Genomic DNA, 19,614 nt, shown 5'->3' with positions numbered 1-19,614 from the left:
AAAATCGCTGTAATATTTGCAGGAAATCGGAAGTTTAACGCAATTCGGCTTGATTATTAGGGCTATACGGTGTAAATCGCAGCAAATCCGCCACCTGCCACGAGGCAGGAAAATGCGGATTATTGAAACAGAAATGTTTTCAAATCGTTACCCGAAAGCAGGATAATTACCTCCGCTAAAGAGGAGAAAAACAGCGGTTTTCCGTGCATCCGTTGCTGTTGCTCTATTGCTCTATATTTTGCATAGCAGGGTTAGGCTCTTTCATGTTTAATTTTGCAACCAAAAAGAAAAGACAATGGCAAGAAGCACATTCAAGGTGCTGTTCTATGTGAACGGCAGCAAGGAGAAAGACGGCATCGTCCCCATCATGGGACGGGTTACAATCAACGGCACGGTGGCTCAGTTCAGCTGCAAGCGCACCATCCCAAAGGAGTTGTGGGATGTGAAAGGCAACAGGGCGAAAGGCAAGAGCAGGGAAGCCATCGCCACCAACCTCTCGCTCGACAACATCAAGGCGCAAATCATCAAGCACTATCAGCGTCTTTCCGACCGTGAGGCGTTCGTCACGGCGGAGATGGTGCGCAACGCCTATCAGGGGCTGGGCAGCGAGTACGACACCCTGATGAAAGCGTTCGACAGGGACTGCGCCTCTCTGTTCAAGCGTGTGGGTAAGGACAGGAGCATGGGAACATACAAGGTGATGCTCAGGGCGAGGAACAACACGGCGAGGTTTATCCGCCACAAGTACAACCGCAGCGACATGTCGATGCTGGAACTCACCCCCGACTTCATCAGGGACTTCGCCGTGTACCTCAGCACGGTGAAAGGAAACAGGAACGCCACGATATGGATAAACTGCATGTGGCTCAAAGGCGTGGTGATGCGTGCGCACTTCAACGGCAAGATACCGAGAAACCCGTTCGCGCAGTTTCATATCAGCCCGAACACGAAGGAGCGTGCGTTCCTCACGGAGGACGAGTTGAAGACACTGGTTTCGCACGAGTTCAAGGACAGCCATTCCGCCTTCGTGCGTGATTTGTTTGTCTTCGCCTCCTTCACCGCCCTTTCCTTCGTGGACTTGAAGGAACTCACCACCGATGAGATTGTGGAGGTGAACGGCGAGAAGTGGATACTTGCAAAAAGGCACAAGACACAGGTGCCGTACCAAGTGAAACTGCTCGATATACCCTTGCAAATCATCGACAGATACCGACCGTTCCAGAAGGACAACTCCATATTCGGGGACATCAACTACTGGACGGTCTGCAAGAAGCTCAAAAAAGTCATCAGCGAGTGCGGGATAACAAAGGACATCTCCTTCCATTGCGCAAGGCACGGCTTTGCGACATTGGCTCTGAGCAAGGGCATGCCGATTGAGAGCGTGAGCCGTGTACTCGGACACACGAACATCGTAACCACACAACTCTATGCGAAGATAACCACCGAGAAACTCGACACCGACCTCTCCATGCTCGGCAGCAAGCTCAACGCCTCATTTGGCAATATTAAGATGGCATGACAATGAAAGGGAAAGACATAAGCAGCAATGCCCGTCGAATAATCACGATAGACGAGCACGGGAACATCGTCATACCCAACGGCGAAATATGGATGGGCGAGTTTGAGATTGCCGACCTGTTTGGCGTGTTCGGACATACCATCCACACGCTGGTCAAGAAGATATACAGGGATGGACTGCTGCACCCCTGCACGGCAGAGAGGAACATCAGGGTGGCGGAGGGTCGCTGGCTTGATGCGTACAGCCTTGAAATGGTCATAGCCCTTGCGTTCCGTATCAGGTCGCAAAGGGCAAAAAGGCTTTGGGAGCATGTCATCGCAATGCTGAACGAACGGCACGAAAGGTTTGTCATGCTCCTTCCTGCACGGGCAGGCAGTCCCTGCTGAAACGCCTTGACAGAGGTTTATAGAGGTTTATCCCCTTGTGTCGATGGGGGAAATAAACCTTTTTCTTTTTGGGTGGTTGAAGGGCAGGGATAACAGTTAGGGACGAGTCGTATAGGACTGCCGAGAAAAGAAAAACATACCGAACACAACTTCTTTTATTTTGATGAATTGATGAATATTGATATAATATGATTGAATATCAAGCGATTGCAAGTTCATCAACATATCATCAGACGCTTGCGAACGATGAAAGAAAAAGGCATTTTCCCTTTTTCAGCAACCCTCGACAAATCCTGCAAAATTATCCTCCTGTTCCCCTCAATTATTGCTCCGCACCTCCCTGCTTTCCCCTGTTTTTATTCCATTCCGTTTTTCTTTCACCGTTCCGCGCCATTCTTCACAAGTAGTTTTCCGAACGATGTCCGTAACTTTGCACGATGCTATATATCAACCATTTAAGCAAGAAAGAAATGGATAAGAAAAACAATGACGGGCTGCTGGAAGATATGCCCGAAAAAAGAAAAAAGGACGGGGCTTTCGTCCGTGTGGGCACAACGCTCTACAAACTTGCAGACATGCCTCTTGTCGGAGGCGGTTTTGTAAGGAAGCGCATCGTGTGGAACAACGAGACGCTCCGTCAGGACTACGGCAGGGACTATCTGGCGACCGTCCCGAAGTATGACGGTTTTTGCACCGTCCCCGACCATGTGAACTATCAGCCCGTAGTAGGCAGTTTCCTCAACCTCTACGAGCCGACGGGGCATCATCCGAAGCAAGGTGTGTTTCCCCATATCGAGGCATTGGCAAGGCACATCTTCGGGGAGCAGTACGAACTTGGCATGGACTACCTGCAACTACTCTACCTGCAGCCCATAGAGAAACTGCCCATCCTGCTGCTCGTATCAGAGGAGCGCAACACGGGCAAGAGCACGTTCCTCAACTTCCTCAAAGCCCTCTTCGGGGGCAATGTAACCTTCAACACCAACGAGGACTTCCGAAGTCAGTTCAACTCGGACTGGGCAGGGAAACTGCTCATCCTCGTGGACGAGGTGCTTCTCGACCGCAGGGAGGACAGCGAGCGGCTCAAGAACCTCAGCACCACCCTTTCCTACAAGGTGGAGGCGAAGGGCAAGGACAGGGATGAGATTTCATTCTTCGCCAAGTTCGTACTATGCTCCAACAACGAACGTCTACCCGTCATAATCGACACAGGAGAGACACGCTATTGGGTGAGGAAGGTGGGGAGGATAGAAAAGGACGACACGGACTTCCTGCAAAGGGTAAAGGAGGAAATACCCGCCTTCCTCTATTTTCTCCAGCACCGCACGCTCTCCACGAAGAAAGAGAGCCGCATGTGGTTCAGTCCCGAACTCATCCACACGCAAGCCCTGAGCAGGATTATACGGAGCAACCGTAACAGGACGGAGGTGGAGATGGCGGAAACCTGCCTTGAAGTCATGGACTGCATGAAAGCGTCCGCTTTCTCTTTCTGCATCAACGACATGCTCCTTCTGCTGAACTGCGCAGGCTGCAGGACGGACAGGACGCAGGTAAGGCGTATCGTGCAGGATATATGGAAACTCACTCCTGCCGAAAACACGCTCACCTATACGACCTGCCAGCCGAGCTATGACAACATGCGCCCATATACGGAGATTAGGCGCACGGGGCGTTTTTACACCATCGGCAGGAAGCAGTTGGAGGAAATGCAGGGATAGAGGAATCGGAAATGATGAAACTCCACTTTGACAAGCGGCTTGATGAGGGCATGATGAAAGCATATTATGTTGATTTCCAGATTATTGGAACGACATTCATCAATTCATCAGAATTTTCATCACTCCGACTTCGGTGGGAAACGGCAGTGGCATTACAGGCTGAAACGGAACAGGCAAGACACGCTGATATAAGCAACAGAAAAAGGCAGTCACGGCAAGCCGTGCATTCTGTATTTCCAAGCATGCAGGGTATTCAGATATTCGGGTGCAGTCCAAGTATGCCTTCGGAGAAACAAGTCCAATCGGCAGCACCGATGGAGAAACCGTGGGGACTTCAGGTTATAAGGGAAAGAAGTGGCAGGGGCAAATGCCCACGTGGTAAGCACGGTAAGGATATTTTCAAAAGAGAAAATACCGTAGCTTATTAGGGGATTTTCCTCACGCTTCACTCCGTGTCCGCTGAAAATCTCCCAATAAGCCAACGGGGTTGCACCCCTCTGGACACCCCTGCCGAGCCTGTCGGCATAAAGAAACGAGCAAGCCGAAAGGAAGTCTTTCCTCCTTTCAACGATTGTCCACCGACCGTATCTAAGGACATCAAGGCAACGAAAACAAGATAATGACAACATCTAAAAAAGACAAAAGGATATGGGATATTGCGTATTGCATTTGGAAAAGGCAAAGGGAGCCGACAGCGGAATGTCGGCTCACATCGAGCGCACCATCGTGCCGAAGAACATAGACCCTACGAGAACGCACCTCAACCGTGAGTTAATCAGGTTTCCCGACGGTGTGTGCAACCGCACGGCTGCCATACGCCACCGCCTTGACACGGCAGGGCTGAAACGCAAGATAGGGAAGAACCAAGTACAGGCAATCCGCATCGTGCTGAGCGGAACGCACGAGGATATGGAACGAATGGAAAACGAAAGGAGGCTCGGAGAGTGGTGCGATGACAGCGTGGCGTGGCTGAGAGAGACCTACGGGGCGGACAACCTCGTGTCGGCAGTCCTGCACATGGACGAGGAAACACCGCACATCCATGCCACCGTAGTGCCGATAGTGCAGGGTGAGCGCAGGAAGCAGAAAAAGGAAGAGAAGGCAAAGCGCAGGTACAGGACGAAAGCGACAGCCCCACGCCTCTGCGCAGACGAGGTGATGAGCCGTGCCAACCTCATCAGGTATCAGGACACCTACGCCGAACACATGGCGAAGTACGAGCTGAAAAGGGGTGTCAGGGGCTCGACAGCCAAGCACCTCTCCACGCATGAGTATTACCGCAATCTCATCACGCAGGGCGAGGACATACAGGAGAACATCGCCAACCTGCTGGCAAGGGAGGCGGAAGCACGGTGCATCATCGAGGAGGCGGAGCAAGCAAAAATGGAACTCGCACGCATCAAGGCGGAGAAAAAAACGGTGGAACTGAAAAACTCAGCTACCAAGACCGCCACAGCAGCACTCAACGGCATCAACTCCCTGTTGGGCGGTAATAAAGTGAGCAGGCTTGAAAGCGAGAACAGGCAGTTGCATGGTGAGGTGGCGGAACTGAAAGAGAGCATCGGACAGATGCGCACGGATATGCAGAAAATGAAGGAAAGCCACGTCGCCGAGCGGTTGCGGGCATCGGAGCAGCATCAGCGTGAAATCGGCAATCTCAGGCGCATCATCGACAAGGCAAAGGAATGGTTTCCCATGCTTGCCGAGTTTTTCCGTATTGAAAGGCTTTGCCGTTCGGTCGGATTGTCAGAGAGACACACGGACGAACTCCTGCAAGGCAAAGTACTCGTTGTTACGGGGAAACTGCATTCTGATGAGTACAGGCGTTCGTTCGCCGTTGAGAAGGCACGCTTGCAGGTGGGCAGGGAGGAAAGGGATGGCAAGACCGTACTCGACCTGCTCGTGGACAGAGTGCCGATTGCCCGTTGGTTTAAGGAGCAGTGGGAGAAATTCAGACATTTGTCCGTCCATTCCTCCCAAGAGAACAGGAGCAAGGGAGTGAGGCTGTAACCGTGCCTCCGCATGCTCCACTTCCTTTCCTGCATCTCACTCCATGACTTTCTCAGGCAAGGTTGCTTCCTTATAAGTCATTTCCGCCATGATATGCTCTTCCATGTCGTGTTCGTCAAGAAAGACGGGACAGATGAATTTCTCTTCATTCGGAAGAAGTCCGAGCCTGCCTAATCTCCCGAGTTTTTCCAAAGCCTCTTTCTTGTTTTTCCCTGTCAAGGTGAAATCACGGACAATTCCCTGTTTCTTGCTTTGCAGGCGCAAGTTCGTCGGAACGCCGTCTTTCATGACAATCTCATATACGCCCGAGAGAACGGCAGGACTGACATACCGATAGAGAGTGGGCTTGTAACGGCACAGATAAAAAGAATGCGCTGCGTTCTGGACAAGGAAAAGTCCCGAAACTCCGCTTCCTATTGACCATACAGGGTCTGAGCCTTCGTGAATTTCCAGTAACAGATAAGGCGGGAGGACTTTAACGGTCAGTTGCTGTCTTTCCTTTGTGAGGTTGTCGGTCAGTGAGACCTGAAATTCTCCCACTTGCAGGGCTTGGATTGAAAGAACACCTACATGCCCTGCCTGTTCGGGAGTTCTCGCATAGGCAATTCTAGCATAGTCCTTAAACGCATTGGAATTGCTTATCTGCAAGTCTCCACTGCCACTCGTGATGAACACACGGAGCGTAGAGCCTTGCATGATTTCCCTATAAGGTTTATCCAATTGAAAAGAAGATTTCCTGTCCTCGTCTTGGGGATTGGAACAGGACGCGCATGCCAGCAGGAATGCCAAGAACAATAAAACAAAACAAGTTTTACGGTGTGCCATATTTACATCTTTTTTAGTCGTACCTCGCAAATATACGAATTTTCCCGCCATTCCGCAAACGAAAGAGCGGAAACTTTGGGTTGCACTCGTCCATATCGCATTGCCATATAATCATTTATAGGTATTTTTCATGGTAACGAATGAAACATGCGGTCTTATTCCATGATTATTGCTACCTTTGTCGTTGAAACCATAACACCCCTAAAATAAGATGCAGTCAAGACAACTTAACCGAAGACAGTATTTCAACGAACTCGCAACCACAAGCGAGAAGTATTTCATTCCTTACATCAAGCGGTACAGGCAGGTAGGGAAAGGCACGAAAGTGTTGGAGATAGGCTGCGGGGACGGTGGAAACCTCCTGCCTTTCTCACGCATGGGCTGCGATGTAGTGGGCGTGGATATGGCAGAGGGACGGATAAGGGACGCAAGGAAGTTTTTCCAAGAGAACGGAGCAAAAGGGCGTTTCATCGCCTCCGATGTGTTCCTGTTGAAGGAACTCAGGCATCAGTTCGACCTGATTGTCTGCCATGATGTGATAGAGCATATCGACGACAAGGAGGAATTTATGCACAAGTGTAAACAGTTGTTAAAAACCCGGGGGGTAATTTTCATGTCCTTTCCTGCTTGGCAGATGCCTTTCGGTGGGCATCAGCAGATATGCCGAAGCCGCTTCCTCTCGCACCTGCCTTTCTTTCACCTGCTTCCGACGAGATTGTATGAGCGGATATTGAGGGCTCGGAAGGAAGACGAGGGATGCGTCAGAGAACTGTTGAACATCAAGAAGACCAAATGCCCGATAGAGTTGTTTGAGAGGACGATGAGAAAGGAAGGCTTTGAAGCCATTGACAGGACTTTCTATTTCATCAATCCGCATTACGAGGTGAAATTCCACCTGCGTCCCCGAAGGCTGTACGCCGTGATAGGGGCAATTCCATATATCCGCAATTTCTTCACAACATCGTGTTTCTACTTCTTGAAATCGGCAGGGGAATAATTTTTTCCTTGCCTTGAAAAAATAAAGCAAAGAGTAGAATTGTTCGGGAATAATCATTATCTTTGTCGGAGATAAAGAGTTCTTTGCAAGCAAAACAAAGCAGTACACAGCAAATGGAACGGTTGCCAAATCGTTACCCCAAAATCAGCCAATCGCACAAGGTGCCCTTGTATAAAGGATTGTCGCTATTCTATCCAAAGTTACACAAAAAACTTTGATTATCATTACAATATACATTACTTTTGCACACGGCAACAACAACTCATAATGACAGAAACGCTAAAGGAAAAAACGGCGAAAGGGCTCTTTTGGGGCGGCATGAACAACGGTGTTTTACAGTTGGTAGGTGCTTTGGTGGCAATAATATTGGGCCGATTGCTGTCTACCCACGACTATGGAATGCTCGCAATTATCAGTGTTTACTCGCTCATAGCCACAGCCTTGCAGGAGAGCGGGTTCAAGATTGCGCTCGCAAACATACAGCATCCCACCGACAAAGACTACAACTCGGTGTTCTGGTTCAATATCATTGTGGGGTGTTCCGCCTATGCCATCCTCTTTTTCTGTGCCCCTCTTATTGCGCTGTTCTACCCCGACGAAGATGCCGCAAGCATCGTCCAATTGTGCCGTTACGCCTTCCTAAGCATCATTATTGCATCTTTCGGCACCGCACAAGGGACTTTTCTTTACAAAAACCTGATGGCCAAACAGCAGGCAAAAGCCTCTATTGCAGCCGTAATGATATCGAACGCCATCGGTATTACGATGGCATTTCTCGGCTGCGGCTACTGGTCGCTGGCCTCGCAGGGACTGGCCTACGTCTTCGTGAACACCTCCTTGCTGTGGTATTACTCCCCATGGCGCCCCCATTTCGAGATAGATTTCGCTCCCGTCAGGCGCATGTTCCGCTTCTCGTGCAAGATTTTAGCAACCACAATCACGATGCATATCAACAACAATGTGCTCAACTTGCTCTTGGGGCGCTACTTCGGAACGAGCAATGCCGGTATCTATAATCAGGCTTACCAGTGGAACTTCAAGTGCTTCTCGCTTGTTCAAAACATGGTAAACCAAGTGGCTCAGCCCGTTCTTGTTGATCTGAAGAACGACGGGGAACGCCAGCTAAACGCCTTACGCAAGCTGATGCGCTTTACTGCTTTTATTTCCTTTCCGCTGCTCTTCGGCTTCGGATTGGTGGCAAAGGAGTTCATCGTTATTACCATCGGGGCCAAATGGCTGGCCAGTGCCGAACTTGTACGGATATTATGTATTGCAGGCGCCACGATGCCATTGAGCACCTTGCTGTCGAATATGATACTGAGCAAAGGCCGATCGGGCACCTATTTCCTTTGTACGCTGGCGTTGTGCGTAGTACAGATCGCTACTATGCTGCTCATCTATCCTTTGGGCATACGCACAATGGTGGTGGCCTACGTTGTCATCAACGTAATATGGCTGTTCGTATGGTACTTCTTTACGCACCGTCTTACGGGCTATCGTGCAGTGTGGTTCATTAAAGATACGGCGCCGTTTGCACTGGCTGCGCTCGGTGTAATGGCACTTATCCACCTCGTTACGGCATCTGTCGAGGTGCTATGGTTACTGTTTATCGTGCGTATTGCCATGGCCGTGCTGCTTTATTACGCCGTTATGCGCATCGCCCGCGTACAGATACTTGCCGAATGCATGCAGTTCGTCATGGCCAAAATAAATAAGAACAGAAAATAGAATGCCCATTCAGAAGACAAGTTTTATGGGCATTCGCAGCATACAGCCATAATTTTAAATCATCTACAAAAACGCTTATTAAAGCTACATTCTACACTTACAGCAAACAGAGCACCTACCTAACGCTCTCAGACGTACCATCTGCCCGAATTATATGTACCGTTTAAGAGCGCTACTTGCAACATATCCTTGTCGCACTATACCATATTATCGTAACCCTTCTTTCCTTCTTCCGCAAACACTCCGCCTTTTTTACAAACTTTATATAAAAATTCAACGCAAATATCAGGTAAAATTCGTACTTTTGCAACATAAGAATAATACGTGTTAGTTATGAAGCTCGACTTGCTGACTGCTATATCTCCCGTCGACGGGCGTTATAGAAGTAAAACCGAACCGCTTGCTGCTTATTTTTCAGAGTACGCGCTTATCCGTTATCGCATACGCGTAGAGATAGAATATTTCATTGCATTGTGCGAATTACCGCTGCCGCAATTGGCTTCTTTCGACCACGCTTTGTTCGAACGTTTGCGCGATATTTACCGCACATTCGGCGAAACATCGGCGCAACGGGTAAAAGATATCGAAGCTGTTACTAACCACGATGTGAAAGCAGTGGAGTATTTTATCAAGGAAGAGTTTGATAAGATCGGCCATCTGGAGGCCTACAAAGAGTTCATCCACTTCGGTCTGACATCGCAAGACATTAACAACACGAGTGTTCCGCTGTCTGTCAAAGAGGCTTTAGAGGCCGTCTACTACCCACAGATAGAAGAACTGATAGCCCTGTTACGGCAATATGCCGATGACTGGAAAGCCGTACCAATGCTTGCAAAGACACATGGACAGCCGGCATCTCCCACACGTCTCGGCAAAGAAATCATGGTTTTCGTGTATCGTTTGTCGGAACAGCTCGAACAGATGAAGGGTACATGCAAGCTATCTGCCAAGTTTGGCGGTGCAACAGGCAACTACAATGCCCACCACGTGGCTTATCCGTCGATAGATTGGAAAGCATTCGGCAACCGTTTCGTGGGCGAGAAACTCGGTTTGGAGCGCGAACAATACACCACACAGATCAGCAATTACGACAATCTGGGGGCACTGTTCGATGCCATGCGCCGTATAAATACCATCATTATCGACTTAGACCGCGACTTCTGGATGTATATTTCGATGGAATATTTCAAGCAGAAAATCAAGACCGGAGAGGTGGGTTCGAGCGCCATGCCCCATAAAATAAACCCGATAGACTATGAAAATAGCGAGGGTAACCTCGGCATTGCCAACGCCATTTTGCAGTTTCTTGCGGCGAAACTACCGGTAAGCAGGCTGCAAAGAGACCTTACCGACTCAACCGTATTACGTAATATAGGCGTACCATTCGGACACAGTATCATCGCTATTCAAAGCACATTAAAAGGATTGCGCAAACTTATTCTTAACGAAGAAAAGCTACGTAACGACTTAGAAAATAATTGGGCGGTGGTGGCAGAAGCCATACAAACCATACTCAGACGCGAGGCCTATCCGCATCCTTACGAGGCTCTGAAGGCACTCACCCGAACCAATGAGAAGATGACAGCGGACACCATTCGGCGTTTTATCGACGAACTAAACGTAAACGATAGCGTGAAAACCGAACTTAGAGCTATCACCCCGCTCAACTACACGGGCCTTTAAGCCCTTAAAAAGAAGAAAAAGAAAGAGATTATCATATTAAATTATTCATTTTAAAAAATTTATTAACCGGAGCCGTGAGGCCCATCGTAAAGCATTATTAAAGTTATGGAAATGGAATTAGACAACAAACTTCAGGATCAGTCTGCCGAGCAGAATGAAACTAACCGAGAGGGTTATAGCAGACCTACAGGTAACTATCAGGGAGAATATCGCAATGTAACGCGCCCACAACGCCCACGTATTCGTTCTCAACGTGCCTACAGTACCGACAAAACAAGTGGTGAAGGCGGCTTCCGTCCCAAAGGTTTCGGTGCCGGACTGCAGAACAACAATGAAGGAATGCAGCAACCGCGCCCGTATCGTCCGCGGTTCAACAACGACGGAGGATACCAACAGCGTGGAGGTTACGGCCAACGGCCGCAAGGAGGTTATCGCCCTCGTTACAATCAAGACGGCGAACAGGGCGGATATCAACCGCGCGGAGATTATCAGCAGCGGCCTCAAGGTGGCTATCGCCCACGCTACAATCAAGACGGGGAGGGCTATCAACCGCGTCAAGAAAGCGGGTATCAGCCTCGCCCGCAGGGTGGATATCGTTCTCAAGGAGGCTACCAGCAACGCGGAGGCTATAACAACAACCGCGGTGGATACAATAACCGTGGCGGTTACAATAATAATCGCGGAGGCTATAACAACTATGGCGGCTACAATAACAACCGCGGCTATAATCAAGGGGGCTACCGTCAACGCACGGCAGATTATGATCCGAATGCGAAATATAGCTTCAAAAAGCGCATTGAATATAAGGAAGAGCACATCGATCCCAATGAACCGATACGTCTGAATAAGTATCTTGCCAATGCCGGAATATGCAGTCGTCGCGAAGCAGACGAGTTTATACAGGCAGGAGTGGTTACGGTAAACGGTAACGTTGTAACGGAACTCGGCACGAAGGTGCTGCGTTCGGATGAGGTAAAATTCCATGAACAACCCGTATCTCTTGAGAAGAAGGTGTACGTTCTATTGAACAAACCGAAAGATTATGTTACTACAAGCGACGATCCGCAGCAACGTAAAACCGTTATGGAGTTGGTAAAGGGCGCCTGCGAGGAACGAATTTATCCGGTAGGGCGTCTCGACAGAAACACTACAGGGGTGCTGCTTCTGACTAACGACGGCGATCTTGCCAGCAAACTCACACATCCTAAATTCCTCAAAAAGAAAGTTTATCACGTCTTCCTCGACAAAGCGGTAACCGAAGAGGATATGCAAAAGATCGCCGAAGGCATAGAACTGGAAGACGGAGAGATACATGCCGATGCTATTGAATATGCCGACGAGCGCGACAAGAAGCAGGTGGGAATAGAGATACATAGCGGAAAGAACCGTATCGTGCGCCGCATTTTCGAGAGTCTCGGCTACCGTGTAATCAAGCTCGACCGTGTACAATTCGCCGGTCTTACCAAGAAGAACGTGCGACGAGGCGACTGGAGATATCTCACAGAGAAGGAAGTCGACATGCTTCGCATGGGCGCTTTCGAATAACGTAATATATGTGTATATATAATAATGTGTAAAGATGTAAGAACGACATACTGTCTTTTGCATCTTTACACGTTGCTTTTAAATAGATTTCCAAGATGAAAAGAACGAAGATTGTCGATGTTCTGCGCAGCACCGACTTTGGTAATAACGTAAACGTAAAGGGTTGGGTACGTACACATCGCAGCAGTAAAGCCGTAGATTTCATTGCATTGAACGACGGCTCTACGATAAAGAACGTGCAGATTGTGGTCGATCCGTCGAAGTTCGATGCCGAAACTTTGAAGAACATCACCACGGGTTCGTGCCTCAATGTGATAGGAGAATTAGTAGAAAGTCAGGGAAAAGGTCAGACCGTAGAGATACAATGCAAGACTTTGGAGATATACGGACCGTGCGGAAGCGACTACCCTATGCAGAAAAAAGGACAGACTTTCGAGTACATGCGCCAACATGCACACATGCGATTACGTACAAACACCTTCGGTGCAGTGTTCCGTATCCGCCACAATATGGCCATTGCAATCCACCGATATTTCCATGAACACGGCTTCTTTTACTTTCATACGCCCATTATAACGGCGAGCGATGCCGAAGGAGCGGGCGAAATGTTCCAAGTAACCACCAAAAATCTCTACGATCTGAAGAAAGATGAGAACGGAAAGATCATATACGATGACGACTTCTTCGGCAAGATGACGTCGCTCACAGTATCCGGACAGCTCGAAGGAGAACTCGGTGCAACGGCGTTAGGGCAGATATATACCTTCGGTCCAACGTTCAGAGCAGAGAATTCGAACACCCCTCGACACTTGGCAGAGTTTTGGATGATCGAGCCCGAAGTGGCATTTATCGACCTCAATGACCTAATGGATTTGGAGGAAGACTTTATAAAGTACTGCGTTAAATGGGCACTCGACAACTGTAAAGACGACTTGGAATTCCTCAACAACATGATCGACAAGGGACTCATCGAACGCCTGCAAGGCATTTTGAAAGACGATTTCGTGCGCCTACCTTATACAGAGGGCATCAATATCCTTGAGGAAGCAGTGAGACAGGGACACAAGTTCGAGTTCCCCGTATCGTGGGGTACCGACCTTGCAAGCGAGCATGAACGCTATTTGGTAGAAGAACATTTTAAGAAACCCGTCATCATGACCGATTATCCGAAAGACATCAAAGCCTTTTACATGAAGATGAACGAAGACGGAAAGACCGTTCAGGGCACCGACGTATTGTTCCCTCAAATCGGCGAAATCATAGGTGGAAGCGTACGAGAAGAGAATTACGACAAGCTTCTTGGCGAGATCAAGCGTCGAGATATCCCCATGAAAGACATGTGGTGGTACCTTGAAACACGCAAATACGGTACATGTCCGCACGGTGGATTTGGCCTCGGCTTCGAACGGCTGATACTCTTCGTAACGGGAATGCAGAACATTCGCGACGTTATTCCATTCCCCCGCACGCCGAAGAGCGCCGAATTTTAAGGAAAAATAAAATATATGTCACAGAAAAGGGAATTGAGTAAAGCGTCTCAATTCCCTTTTTGTTTGCCATCTACCAGCCGTATGCCGTCGTCAGACAACGTAATCAGCCGCCGTTTATAGAGGTCTCCCACGGCTTTCTTATAGACTTTCTTGCTTACTTGGAAGCGTCTTTTAATCTCTTCGGCGTCGCTTTTATCGCCTAAGTCGCACATTCCGCCGTGCTCTTTCATGTATGCAAGCAACGTGTCTGCAAAACCTTGCGCCTGCAGAAAACCGACCGGCTGAAGCGTTACGTCTATCTTGCCGTCGCGCCTCACGTTCCCGATATAACCTTTCATGCAGTCTCCCGTCTGCACATGTTTGAATATCTGGTCTTCGTAGGCCAATCCGGCATACTTATCGTCGATGAGCACTTTAAATCCGAGGTTGGTCTTCTGCCAGACGAGCAGGTCTACTTCTTGCCCTTTGTCATATTGCGGAAAGTTTTTACAGAGGAAATGCTCCACTTTGGCAGAAGCTACGATGCGGTAGCTCTCCTCGTCTATATACACGAAAACAACATACTTATTTCCGATTTCCATGCGTTTTTTCTGCTCGCGAAACGGACAAAAGAGGTCTTTCATCAGCCCCCAGTTCAAGAAAGCGCCATATTCGTTCACCCAAGAGCATTCAAGAAAGGCGAAGCTGCCGACTTTTGCCAAAGGCGTCTCCGTGGTAGCAACCAGCCGCTCGTCTTGATCGAGATAGACAAACACCGCGAGCTTTTCGCCCATTCGGTATGTCTGGGGCACATAGCGCTTGGGCAAAAGAATCTCGCCCTCATCTCCCCCGTCGAGATAAAGCCCGAAGTCTACCTCTTTTACAATCTCCAGATTGTTGTAATCTCCTAATTTAATATCTTCCATACGCGCTATTTGTTTTCGTCAGCCGTCGGTTTGGCCGGCGTATCCATGCCCACTATCAGGCCGTCTTTCAGGTGAACGGTGCGGTCGGTGATCGATGCGAGCCCCTCGTCGTGGGTAACGATAACGAACGTTTGCCCGAACCTGTCGCGCAATTCGAAGAAAAGCTGATGCAATTCCGCCTTGTTCTTCGAGTCGAGACTGCCCGAGGGCTCGTCGGCGAGTATCACGGCGGGATCGTTGATCAGCGCCCTTGCCACCGCCACGCGCTGTTTCTCGCCGCCCGAAAGCTCGTTCGGCTTATGTTCAGCGCGCTCGGCAAGCCCCATAAACCGCAGAAGCTCTTCGGCTTTCTTCCGCGCTTCGCCCCCCGACAGGCCCGCAATATAAGCCGGAATCATTACATTCTCAATGGCCGAGAATTCGGGCAGCAGCTGATGAAACTGAAACACGAACCCGATGTGGCGGTTACGGAAGTCGCTCAGCTTGGCAGCGGAAAGCTCACGCAGCTCCGCCCCCTCTATCTTCACGCTACCGCTGTCGGGCTTGTCCAGCGTACCGATGATCTGCAGCAGCGTGGTTTTGCCCGCTCCGCTCGGCCCCACAATGCTGACAATTTCTCCCCGCGCGATGCTTAGATCGATGCCTTTGAGCACCCGCAGCGAGCCGAAGCTCTTCTTTATGCCTTTAATTTCTATCATAATTTTACTTGAATGTGCCGACAAAGATACGCCAAAAAAACGAGTAAACAGACGCTATCGCCGATTTTATTTTGCGGCATTCGGCCGTCGCGGCGGCAGGGCGTAAAAGTCCGGCGCGCCGTCTGAGCGTTCCCGTTGATCCACCCGCCGTAATAGCGCTAACCGCTTATCGTGACAACTCTAACCGTTTGCCGTGACAACGCCAACCGCTCGCAAGAATATCGCCAACCGTATGTAGAGATATGTGCGACCGCTTGCAGAGAAATCGCCAACCGCTCGGAAAAATATGGCCATCCGCTAAGCCGGTCGCCGCGGCACGGGAAGAGCCGGCAGGGCGGTCGGCGGGGAAAAAGACGGCAGCAGCGAATCTGCAACAGGCAAGCTGCGAACAATGTATTCGCAAGCTACTTCACCTGCTTGCGTATCCACGTGCTGATAACGTCGTAGGCGCTGTTCTCTTCCGTATGTTGCGGCTGCGCGAAGGTCATCTCGTCCATTGCGTCGCCAAATTGGTCGGGGAATATGATCAACAGGTTCTTGCCCGAAAAATGGCGCTTGATCTCATCAGACAGGCCCTCTTGCGCGCTTTTGTAAGACACGGTGCCCTTGCGCGCCGTCACCACCACGAAGAGATGGTCGTCGGCAATGGTTTCCGCCAGCCGCGGGAGGCCGTTCCAGTGCGTCATCTCGGCATAATCGGCCCGCACGTCGGGGTGCCTGTTGCGCACGTATTCGCTGATCAGCGCCAACGTGTCGGCCCGCCCGTGGAACTGTATGCGGCATTCCAAGTAGCCGGCCACGCGCGACAGGCGCTCCAGCCAGCGATAGAAGCCCTGCTCGAACTGTGCTCTCGAGGGCACTACTACCTGTATCCGGCGCAACGTGTTGAGCGGCTGCATCAGCCGGCACATGATGATCTGCCGGTTGAGTCCGTTGAACAGGCTCTGATGAAACTCTCCCCAAAACTTTGCAGACACATCCTTGTGCATGTGCATCCCGATTAATATTTCCGACGCGCTGAACTCCTTGAACGCGTGCTTGATACCGTTGGCAATGTTGGCCGCAATGCGCACCTGCGTTTGCATCTTCACGTCGGCCGCCGCAGCATACTGCGTGACGTGTTCGAGCAGTCGCCTTCCCTTTTCTTGATTGGCTCTCATGTGGTCGTCGTCGTACACCACGTTGAGCCCAATCAGCTCTCTGTTCAGCTTTGCATTGCGCATGAGTATCGCCAAATTGACCAACCGGTCGGCGTATTCGGGATATTTTACGGGGATGAGTATTCGCTCGTCGTCGCCATTCTTGTCTTCTTCCACGGGTATGTCCTTGTCGCGCAGCGTGATGATCTGGGCGGAGCGCTCGGTAATCATCGAAGAAATGACGCACGTAAACAAGATGACGAGCACGATGCCGTTGAGTATTTCACTGTCGACCAGATAACGCCCTTCCGACACCTCTATCTTCATGCCCACCATTACCATAGCTATGGCGCCCGCAGCATGGGCGGACGTGAGGCCGAACATCATATGCCCCGACGACCGAGGCAGCCTGAATATCATGGCCGAGAGGTATGCGGCGAGGCCCTTTCCCAGCGTTCCGAAAAAAGTGATGCACAGCACTACCCAGATGATATTGCCCCCGCGGAAGAGCCAGCTAACATCGATGAGCATGCCCACGCCTATGAGAAAGTAAGGTATGAACAGCGCATTGCCGATGAATTCGATGCGGTTCATCAGCGGAGACACGTGGGGTATGTATCGGTTGAGTATCAGTCCGGAGAGGAAAGCGCCGAAGATGCCTTCCACGCCCGCTACTTCCGACAGCGCCGCCCCCATGAACATGATGGCCAAGATAAACGTGAATTGCATCACAGCGTCGCTGTATCGCCGCAGAAACCAGCGCGTAAGTCGGGGCACAAGCCATATCATACCCGCGCAATAGAGTGCAAATTTCGCAACGAACAGCAGCCAGAAACCCACGTTATTGCCATTGTTATAAAAGGTAACGATGCCTGCAAGAAAGATCAGGGCAAGCAGCAAAGCTATCATCGACGAGCCCACGCTGAGGATGACACTCGGCTTTCGCTGCAGGCCGTAGCGCCCTACGATGGGATAGGCTATGAGCGTGTTCGAAGCCATGATGCATCCCAAGAGCAACGAAACCGCCAAAGAATAGCCCAGAATAGTAATCCCCATGAGAAAGGTGAGCAGGAAAGGGAGTACGAACGTCAATACACCGAACACAAGCACGCGGTATTTATTCTTTTTGAAGCCCTCCATGTCCATCTCCAACGCGGCAAGAAACATGATATAATACAGCCCAACTTTGCCGAAAAGCTCGAAAGAATTGTCGCGCTCGAGGATGTTGAGCCCGTATTTTCCTATCACCACGCCCGCCAGAACCATGCCGATAATGTGTGGGATGCGCAGTTTTCCCATGACGATCGGCGCAAACAATATAATAAGGAGCACGACAAAGAACACCAAAGTCGGATCTGTAAAGGGAAAATAGGACGAAAGATGGAACATAGAGCTATTGTTTAAAGGTACAAAGATACAACAATAATCCGAATAAGATTGCTAAAAAATGGCTTTTCATCGCTGCTTTCTCATTTTAGTACTGCACATATTGCAACGATATTCTTTAAATTTACAATAAATCGTTCTTATAATCAGCAGGAATATAGTAATTTTGCAAGGCAATCGAGTATAACATATAAATAATACAGATTATGAAAGTAGCAATTGTAGGCGCAAGCGGAGCGGTCGGTCAAGAGTTCCTCCGTATCCTCTCCGAGCGCGATTTCCCGCTGGACGAGCTGGTGCTTTTCGGTTCTGAACGCAGTGCCGGGCGAAAATACAACTTCAGGGGAAAAGACTATGAAGTAAAACTTTTGCAGCATAACGATGATTTCAAGGATATCGACATCGCCTTTGTATCGGCAGGAGGTGGCACCTCTAAAGAATATGCAGACACTATCACGAAGCACGGGGCGGTGATGATAGACAATTCGAGTGCGTTTCGTATGGACGACGACGTGCCCTTGGTAGTGCCCGAATGCAATGCTAAAGACGCGCTGAACCGTCCGCGCGGCATCATTGCCAACCCTAACTGCACTACCGCCATGATGGTTGTAGTGCTGCAACCGTTGGAAAATATCTCGCACATCCACCGCATCCACATAGCAAGTTACCAGAGTGCAAGCGGGGCAGGCGCTGCGGCAATGGCCGAACTGCAGCAGCAATATAAAGAAATGGTGGAAGACGGAAAGGTAACAACCATCCGGAAATTCGCCCATCAGCTGGCCTACAACGTAATACCACAAATAGATGTATTCACGGAAAACGGCTACACCAAGGAAGAAATGAAGATGTTCAACGAGACGAAGAAGATTATGCACACCGATGCGAAGTGCTCGGCCATGTGCGTCAGAGTAAGTTCGTTGCGCGCTCATTCTGAGAGTGTATGGATAGAAACCGAGCGGCCTATCTCCGTTGAAGAAGCAAAGAAAGCGCTTGCAGCAGCCCCCGGAGTCACATTGCTAGACGATCCGTCGAAAGAACTTTACCCGATGCCGCTCGATACGGCAGGTAAAGATGATATCTATGTGGGGCGCGTGCGCAAAGACCTTGCCGACGATAACGGCCTTACTTTCTGGCTCAGTGGCGACCAAATACGCAAAGGAGCGGCGCTGAATGCCGTACAGATTGCCGAATATCTTATTAAAGTAGGCGACGTGAAATAGTTTTCTGCCTGTTTAGGCGCACTGATCGTGTGCGTTACAGTTATGGTGTAATCTTTATGCTGTCAGCGGAATATCAGTTCAGACCGATGTTCCGCTGATTTCGTTTCACCCGTAACGCACGATTACATAGCCCCTGTAAGCTCGATACATCCCATGCCTATACCAGACATACGGGCCTTTTACGTCCGATATACCATACATTTAATATCCATACGGTGGCGAAATATGTCGCATATTCGTACCAATTATTCTCCCCAAATGTGCTCTAAAGCAGGAAATAGCCTCTGAGTAAAGCCCGTCGTATCATGTATCTACACAAATTATTTCCTTTATTTTGCAATATTAATATAGCAAAATAAGGGTAC

Annotated in this window: 15 protein-coding genes; 11 read left to right on the top strand and 4 right to left on the bottom strand. The window is 49.8% G+C overall.

The window, feature by feature from the left end; genetic code table 11:
- Positions 1 to 295 precede the first annotated feature (295 nt).
- From BN3912_RS11810 to mobV, 5 genes are all read left to right on the top strand, one after another.
- Complete coding sequence (locus tag BN3912_RS11810) at positions 296 to 1,519, top strand: site-specific integrase (RefSeq protein ID WP_004341056.1); 1,224 nt, start codon at positions 296 to 298, stop codon at positions 1,517 to 1,519.
- The gene (locus tag BN3912_RS11805) at positions 1,516 to 1,905 is read left to right on the top strand and encodes a virulence RhuM family protein (protein WP_004341058.1); all 390 of its coding nucleotides are present in this window, start codon (positions 1,516 to 1,518) and stop codon (positions 1,903 to 1,905) included. The genes BN3912_RS11810 and BN3912_RS11805 overlap by 4 nt, the downstream gene beginning before the upstream one ends.
- Before the next feature lie 506 nt (positions 1,906 to 2,411).
- Entirely contained in the window at positions 2,412 to 3,623 is a 1,212-nt protein-coding gene (locus BN3912_RS11800) for a primase-helicase family protein (protein ID WP_036881910.1), read from the top strand.
- 11 nt (positions 3,624 to 3,634) lie between these two features.
- Entirely contained in the window at positions 3,635 to 4,051 is a 417-nt protein-coding gene (locus BN3912_RS11795) for a hypothetical protein (RefSeq protein WP_064972250.1), read from the top strand.
- Between the two features lie 220 nt (positions 4,052 to 4,271).
- The gene (mobV, locus tag BN3912_RS11790; protein ID WP_004341065.1) at positions 4,272 to 5,633 is read left to right on the top strand and encodes a MobV family relaxase; all 1,362 of its coding nucleotides are present in this window, start codon (positions 4,272 to 4,274) and stop codon (positions 5,631 to 5,633) included.
- A gap of 36 nt (positions 5,634 to 5,669) precedes the next feature.
- Here the strand turns inward: mobV and BN3912_RS11785 are convergent, their stop codons facing one another.
- On the bottom strand, positions 5,670 to 6,458 hold the full coding sequence (locus tag BN3912_RS11785; protein ID WP_004341067.1) for a hypothetical protein: 789 nt from the start codon (positions 6,456 to 6,458) through the stop codon (positions 5,670 to 5,672).
- A gap of 211 nt (positions 6,459 to 6,669) precedes the next feature.
- On the opposite strand from BN3912_RS11785, the gene BN3912_RS11780 reads away from it, so the two are divergent.
- From BN3912_RS11780 to asnS, 5 genes are all read left to right on the top strand, one after another.
- A complete protein-coding gene (locus BN3912_RS11780) occupies positions 6,670 to 7,455 on the top strand; it encodes a class I SAM-dependent methyltransferase (RefSeq protein WP_064972251.1) in 786 nt (261 codons plus the stop codon).
- 267 nt (positions 7,456 to 7,722) lie between these two features.
- A complete protein-coding gene (locus BN3912_RS11775) occupies positions 7,723 to 9,183 on the top strand; it encodes a lipopolysaccharide biosynthesis protein (RefSeq protein WP_023983853.1) in 1,461 nt (486 codons plus the stop codon).
- Positions 9,184 to 9,516: 333 nt separating this feature from the next.
- Positions 9,517 to 10,866 carry an adenylosuccinate lyase gene (gene purB / locus BN3912_RS11770; RefSeq protein ID WP_023983854.1) on the top strand — a complete coding sequence of 450 codons (1,350 nt, stop codon included), beginning with the start codon at positions 9,517 to 9,519 and terminating at the stop codon, positions 10,864 to 10,866.
- Positions 10,867 to 10,971: 105 nt separating this feature from the next.
- On the top strand, positions 10,972 to 12,411 hold the full coding sequence (locus BN3912_RS11765) for a pseudouridine synthase (protein ID WP_023983855.1): 1,440 nt from the start codon (positions 10,972 to 10,974) through the stop codon (positions 12,409 to 12,411).
- 95 nt (positions 12,412 to 12,506) lie between these two features.
- Positions 12,507 to 13,901, top strand: coding sequence for an asparagine--tRNA ligase (asnS, locus tag BN3912_RS11760; protein ID WP_023983856.1), 1,395 nt, complete (start codon positions 12,507 to 12,509; stop codon positions 13,899 to 13,901).
- A gap of 47 nt (positions 13,902 to 13,948) precedes the next feature.
- On the opposite strand, the gene BN3912_RS11755 is transcribed toward asnS, so the two are convergent.
- The 3 genes from BN3912_RS11755 to BN3912_RS11745 all read right to left on the bottom strand — a co-directional run bounded on the left by BN3912_RS11755 (position 13,949) and on the right by BN3912_RS11745 (position 18,032).
- Positions 13,949 to 14,806, bottom strand: coding sequence for a CvfB family protein (locus tag BN3912_RS11755; protein ID WP_064972328.1), 858 nt, complete (start codon positions 14,804 to 14,806; stop codon positions 13,949 to 13,951).
- 5 nt (positions 14,807 to 14,811) lie between these two features.
- The gene (locus tag BN3912_RS11750) at positions 14,812 to 15,504 is read right to left on the bottom strand and encodes an ABC transporter ATP-binding protein (RefSeq protein WP_004368766.1); all 693 of its coding nucleotides are present in this window, start codon (positions 15,502 to 15,504) and stop codon (positions 14,812 to 14,814) included.
- Between the two features lie 404 nt (positions 15,505 to 15,908).
- Positions 15,909 to 18,032: a cation:proton antiporter gene (locus BN3912_RS11745; RefSeq protein WP_023983858.1), complete on the bottom strand. Its 2,124-nt coding sequence runs from the start codon at positions 18,030 to 18,032 to the stop codon at positions 15,909 to 15,911.
- Between the two features lie 203 nt (positions 18,033 to 18,235).
- Between BN3912_RS11745 and BN3912_RS11740 the strand changes: the two genes are divergently transcribed.
- Complete coding sequence (locus BN3912_RS11740) at positions 18,236 to 19,249, top strand: aspartate-semialdehyde dehydrogenase (RefSeq protein ID WP_064972327.1); 1,014 nt, start codon at positions 18,236 to 18,238, stop codon at positions 19,247 to 19,249.
- The last annotated feature ends 365 nt before the right edge of the window (positions 19,250 to 19,614 follow it).

The sequence above is a fragment of the Prevotella phocaeensis genome (assembly GCF_900065875.1).
GTDB classification, from domain to species: domain Bacteria; phylum Bacteroidota; class Bacteroidia; order Bacteroidales; family Bacteroidaceae; genus Prevotella; species Prevotella phocaeensis.
The sequence above is the reverse complement of the archived record's forward strand: the minus strand, read 5'-3'. Positions and strand labels throughout refer to the sequence as shown.

Coding starts and splice junctions, on each gene's coding strand:
- BN3912_RS11765 (WP_023983855.1), top strand. CDS start 10,972: ATGGAAATGGAATTAGACAACAAACTTCAGGATCAGTCTGCCGAGCAG.
- BN3912_RS11800 (WP_036881910.1), top strand. CDS start 2,412: ATGCCCGAAAAAAGAAAAAAGGACGGGGCTTTCGTCCGTGTGGGCACA.
- BN3912_RS11755 (WP_064972328.1), bottom strand. CDS start 14,806: ATGGAAGATATTAAATTAGGAGATTACAACAATCTGGAGATTGTAAAA.
- mobV (WP_004341065.1), top strand. CDS start 4,272: ATGGGATATTGCGTATTGCATTTGGAAAAGGCAAAGGGAGCCGACAGC.
- BN3912_RS11795 (WP_064972250.1), top strand. CDS start 3,635: ATGATGAAACTCCACTTTGACAAGCGGCTTGATGAGGGCATGATGAAA.
- BN3912_RS11805 (WP_004341058.1), top strand. CDS start 1,516: ATGACAATGAAAGGGAAAGACATAAGCAGCAATGCCCGTCGAATAATC.
- purB (WP_023983854.1), top strand. CDS start 9,517: ATGAAGCTCGACTTGCTGACTGCTATATCTCCCGTCGACGGGCGTTAT.
- BN3912_RS11745 (WP_023983858.1), bottom strand. CDS start 18,032: ATGTTCCATCTTTCGTCCTATTTTCCCTTTACAGATCCGACTTTGGTG.
- asnS (WP_023983856.1), top strand. CDS start 12,507: ATGAAAAGAACGAAGATTGTCGATGTTCTGCGCAGCACCGACTTTGGT.
- BN3912_RS11740 (WP_064972327.1), top strand. CDS start 18,236: ATGAAAGTAGCAATTGTAGGCGCAAGCGGAGCGGTCGGTCAAGAGTTC.
- BN3912_RS11750 (WP_004368766.1), bottom strand. CDS start 15,504: ATGATAGAAATTAAAGGCATAAAGAAGAGCTTCGGCTCGCTGCGGGTG.
- BN3912_RS11775 (WP_023983853.1), top strand. CDS start 7,723: ATGACAGAAACGCTAAAGGAAAAAACGGCGAAAGGGCTCTTTTGGGGC.
- BN3912_RS11780 (WP_064972251.1), top strand. CDS start 6,670: ATGCAGTCAAGACAACTTAACCGAAGACAGTATTTCAACGAACTCGCA.
- BN3912_RS11810 (WP_004341056.1), top strand. CDS start 296: ATGGCAAGAAGCACATTCAAGGTGCTGTTCTATGTGAACGGCAGCAAG.
- BN3912_RS11785 (WP_004341067.1), bottom strand. CDS start 6,458: ATGGCACACCGTAAAACTTGTTTTGTTTTATTGTTCTTGGCATTCCTG.